Annotated in this window: 5 protein-coding genes and 1 pseudogene; 2 read left to right on the forward strand and 4 right to left on the reverse strand. The window is 41.4% G+C overall.

The window, feature by feature from the left end:
• Nucleotides 1-417: 417 nt before the first annotated feature.
• On the reverse strand, nucleotides 418-1,794 hold the full coding sequence (locus B2W49_RS09295; protein WP_291340414.1) for a Na+/H+ antiporter family protein: 1,377 nt from the start codon (nucleotides 1,792-1,794) through the stop codon (nucleotides 418-420).
• Nucleotides 1,795-1,917: 123 nt separating this feature from the next.
• Nucleotides 1,918-2,403: pseudogene (locus B2W49_RS12185) on the reverse strand (alpha/beta hydrolase); the annotation flags it as partial.
• A gap of 11 nt (nucleotides 2,404-2,414) precedes the next feature.
• On the opposite strand from B2W49_RS12185, the gene B2W49_RS09305 reads away from it, so the two are divergent.
• Complete coding sequence (locus tag B2W49_RS09305) at nucleotides 2,415-3,266, forward strand: alpha/beta hydrolase (protein ID WP_291340418.1); 852 nt, start codon at nucleotides 2,415-2,417, stop codon at nucleotides 3,264-3,266.
• 100 nt (nucleotides 3,267-3,366) lie between these two features.
• Here the strand turns inward: B2W49_RS09305 and B2W49_RS09310 are convergent, their stop codons facing one another.
• Together B2W49_RS09310 and B2W49_RS09315 are read right to left on the reverse strand one after the other, a co-directional pair.
• The gene (locus B2W49_RS09310; protein WP_291340420.1) at nucleotides 3,367-3,723 is read right to left on the reverse strand and encodes a DNA transfer protein p32; all 357 of its coding nucleotides are present in this window, start codon (nucleotides 3,721-3,723) and stop codon (nucleotides 3,367-3,369) included.
• 109 nt (nucleotides 3,724-3,832) lie between these two features.
• Nucleotides 3,833-4,393 (reverse strand): hypothetical protein, encoded by a 561-nt coding sequence (locus B2W49_RS09315; RefSeq protein ID WP_291340422.1) that lies wholly within the window; start codon nucleotides 4,391-4,393, stop codon nucleotides 3,833-3,835.
• A 127-nt stretch (nucleotides 4,394-4,520) separates the two neighbouring features.
• On the opposite strand from B2W49_RS09315, the gene B2W49_RS09320 reads away from it, so the two are divergent.
• The coding region (locus B2W49_RS09320) for a transposase (protein ID WP_153562828.1) at nucleotides 4,521-4,692 on the forward strand (172 nt) is incomplete at its 3' end.

Consider the following 4,692-nt stretch of genomic DNA (forward strand, 5'->3'; position numbering starts at 1 on the left):
TTAGCATAACCACCGTCTTTTCTTGTGAATGCAGCATCAAAGTGCTTAGTTACCGTCCAGAGTTGTGCAAGTGGTTAGGGTAAATTGTAGGTTTTATCTCTTGCACAGACTAAAAGTCTTAGGTCTATTACAAACTCTACAATTTGCATATAGTGGAAGCTAATCACTACAACCTCCAAGATACAAGGTCTATTATTAAAATTAAATAAAGAGAATTAAAATCATCTTCATTCTAATATTAGAAGCTGATGACAATGAAAACAGACCATTTTTTTTAGAGATTTAAAATCGTGTATTGAGATGCAATCGGCAGATGTGAGAATGAACATGAAGTATATTCTTTTTGTTGTTTTAACACTGTGCTGCAACGTGCCCAGCCTATTCTGAACACGTGCGCTTACGCATTTTGGTGATGATTTACAGCACCATCGCTGCAATCCAACCAAAAATCATCAATGGAATATTAAAGTGAATAAAAGTCGGTACCACACTGTCCTTCATGTGGTCGTGCTGCCCATCCATATTTAAGCCCGAAGTAGGCCCTAAGGTTGAATCCGATGCTGGAGAACCCGCATCTCCTAAGGCTGCTGCTGTGCCAATAATTGCAATGGTCGCGGCAGGGCTAAAACCGAACTGCAAACATAAAGGCACATAAATAATCGCTAAAATAGGCACGGTAGAGAAAGACGAACCAATCCCCAAGGTGATTAACAAGCCAATTAGCAACATTAAAAATGCCGCCAAGCCTTTGCTGTCACCAATCCACTGTACGGAAGCTTCCACCAATGCAGGTACTTGATTGGTGGCTTCAATCACTGCCGCGAAACCTTGTGCAGCAATCATAATAAAGCCGATGAGTGCCATCATACGCATACCCGTAATAATCACATCATCCGCTTCTTTCCATTTAAAAATTCCTGCACAGCTTAAAATGGCTACACCCACCAAGCCAGCCAAAATCATCGAATCTGAATACAATTGCACTGCCAAGGTTGCAATAATCGCAAACACTGCCATCCACAGCGTAAATTTAGCAATCTGAGGCGCTTGTAGGGTTGGCTCTGCGGTGTTTGCATTGAGTTCACTCGAAATACTTTGAGTACGTTCTAGCTGCACATCTTGATAGTGTCGTGGCTTGCGATAGCTCACAAACAACGCGATCAATAGACCAATGAACATCCCCAATACAGGAATAAACATGGCAGCAGGAATATCTTCATTTTGAATGGCAAAACCATACGGTGCACCAAAGGTGTTGAGATTGTGCGCCAAAATATCATTCAGGAAAATTGCGCCAAAACCGACAGGAACAAACATATAGGTGGCCACCAATCCAAAAGTCAGCAAGCAAGCCACCGCACGACGGTCTAGATTTAAATAATTGAAAACATTCAATAAAGGTGGAATCAATACAGGAATAAATGCAATGTGTACAGGGATTAAGTTCTGTGAAAATACCGCTGCCAAAACCACAGTAAAATAAATCAGATATTTAACACGGTTCTGTACTTTGGTATTACTGCTACCCGTTAAAGTGCGAATCAACTTATACGCCAATAAGTCTGGCAAACCTGAACGAGCCAAAGCCAAAGCAAATGCGCCTAAAATACCGTAAGCAAGGGCAATTTTAGCACCACCACCTAAGCCATTATTAAACGCATCTAAAGTGCCTTGTAAGCCTAAACCAGCCAGTAAACCACCTGAAACTGCACCAATGACCAAAGCAAAAACCACAGGCACACGAGCCAACGACAATCCGAACATGATTGCAATGGCAGCAAGAATTGCGAACATATGAAATGAAAATTCAAAAAAGAAGCTATTTTATCAGAGATTATACAAATTGGAGTTGACCAAACAATCAACTCCGACAAGCGTTTCTAATCTAAATTGCTGAAGCATGTGAATTTGAATGACCTAAAGCAAATTAACGGCTGGCGGCTGACTCAGAATCGCCCAGTGATTGGCAGCCAACTCTACACGCTGAAATCATCTATCCAATATGGCATTTCATCAATCAATTCAGCATCCACAAATTGATCATATTTCAAGACAATGGCTTGCACATGGCAAATTGCATAACGCTCTCGCGGCTTGTGTAAAGGTGGAATAAAATTGGCACGATACAACTGATGTGGCGTCCATCCTGTACAACATGTGAATTCAAGCAAATCTGTATGACGTTCTAAACGTACGACCACATTGCGCGATTGCTCTGGTTTAAAAATATGCCACAACATAGCTGCAACCATTGGCAATTGAAATACGGCAATATACCAAGACTTCCGGATTTTATTTCAGAAACTTGAGTTTGTGTTGTGCAAATTGTTTCCGCATCCAGAATGCTGCATGATCTAAACATGGGCCTGAAATACTGCTGTAAGATAAAATCCACCAATTAAAGGATTATTAAAATGAAAAAAATTCTTGTGCCGATCTTTTCCCTACTTTGTTTCTATTCATCGACATATACCCATGCTTTGAAGCCGAATACATTTACTAATGTGCAGACTTTGAAAAATGTTGCTTATGGACCTCATCCTCAACAAGTGATGGATGTCTATTTCCCCGCCAAAGCACTCACAAATCAAACACCAGCACCGCTCATGATGATGGTACATGGTGGTGCTTGGAAAACAGGTGATAAAAATCATGCTGCTGTAGTCAAAAATAAGCTGAATTACTGGAACAAGCGAAACTGGATTTTTGTGTCTATCAACTATAGATTAATTCCAGATGTGACCGTACAGCAACAAACTCAAGATATAGCTAAAGCACTTATTTATATTCAAAATCAGGCATCGCATTGGCATGCTGATTCGAAACGTTTGGTACTTATGGGGCATTCCGCAGGTGCACATTTGGTCAGTCTATTAACTGTACGTCCCCATTGGCTGTCACTCCAACCTCAGCCCTGGCGTGCAACAGTTGCTTTAGACAGCGCTGCTTATGATATTGAAAAGATTATGCAAACACATCATGCTCGTTTTTATGATCAAGCCTTCGGTGATCAGCCTTCCAACTGGAAAGACCTTTCTCCAGTAGCTCAGCTGCATCAAGCTTTACCTGCATTTCTTGCTGTGTGTTCAACCATCCGCGTAGACCAACCCTGTGCTCAAGCTAGGCAATTTATTCGACAAGCACAGAAATTTGGAACTCAGACCCAGTTATTGCCTGTCCGACTATCACATGCTGAAATCAACAAATCATTAGGACAAAATAATGCTTATACTCAAGCAGTCAGTCAATTTATCCAAACGCATTAATTTTTCAGCTTGCATAAAAAACGCAGAATCTTGAGATTCTGCGTTGTAAATACTGAAATATAAGTACGTCGATAGAATGGTGTGGCTATTCGTATTCAGATTAACGTTTTTGCTCGATCGCTGCACCAGCACCACCACCTACAGCACCACCTATTGCAGCACCTGCATTACCACCTATCACTTCTTTACCTAAAATTGAACCAATCGCGCCACCAATTCCACTATAGGTAGCATTACGGTTAGAACCATCTTGGGTTTTGCTACCAACTGCCGCACCTGCACCTGCACCTGCTGCAGCACCGACACTACCACCTACACTGTTACCAGCTGCGCCACCAACGGCACCGCCTAATGCTGCAGCGCCAATACGTTGGTCATTAGAACTCATACTTTCACAACCCGCCATTAACATGGTCAATGCAGTTGTAATTGCCAATACACCGAATACTTTTTTCATCGCGATGTCTCCCCGCTGTTGTTGATTTTAAGTGTAGTGCATCTTGCTGCATCAACTTTGAAAAATCTGTTACCAAGCACAGTAAGATATGAGCATTTCTGTAAAATGCTTAAGGCATGATAAAGGATTCTGCACCCTCTTCTTCGAGTACCACCACATCACGTGTGGTTTTACCATCTTCACTAAACACTGCATGCGAAACGGTTTCTTTGCTTTCAGGCGTTTTAACCTGATCCAGTTTTAATGTGCGATGAATTGGCGCCTGGCCTTGCTTATATTCCATGCCCTCTGCATCAATCGTTTTCACTTCAGAAATGACTTTACCACCCTGCTTTAAGGTTTTCTTCAACTCAATTTTTGAGGTTGGCACAATAACTCCACCTTTTTGAATCACAGGAATACCCAATTGTTTCTCCGAAAACTGTGCTTGATCATCATCAAAAATGACTTCCTTTGCCACAATATCTTTGCCCTGATTACTCACTTCAAAAATCGTGGCTTCTACATGGCGTACAGTTTTTTCACCTGTCACTGTACGAATTACTTCAGTTTTTAGAATAGGTACAATGGCTTTGTCTTTCACCACAATGCTGTTTGGCATTGGTGCAGCCGAAGCGGATACACTCAGTAGCATTGCAGATAAACCCAGTGTCAGTCCTCTAAATTTCATAAGCTATCCCTTTAGTTTTCTTGATATTTTTAAATTGTTCTGTAAGCATCCGGCTAACACAGCCTTACCAAGCGATCCTATAAGCCTTAATTTAGTTCCCACCTAAAAACAAGTGGGGACTTAATCCATGAACATGGATATATATTCAGCAACACCTCCTGTTGCTAAAAAACGCAGAACATACAGCAAAGAATTCAAACTCAGTATTGTCAATGCCTGTAAAAATCCTAATACCTCGATCGCTTCGGTCGCACTGCAACATAGTATTAATGCCAACCTTGTCAGTCGTTGGATCAGGA

The sequence above is a fragment of the Acinetobacter sp. UBA801 genome (genome assembly GCA_002296655.1).
Lineage (GTDB): Bacteria > Pseudomonadota > Gammaproteobacteria > Pseudomonadales > Moraxellaceae > Acinetobacter.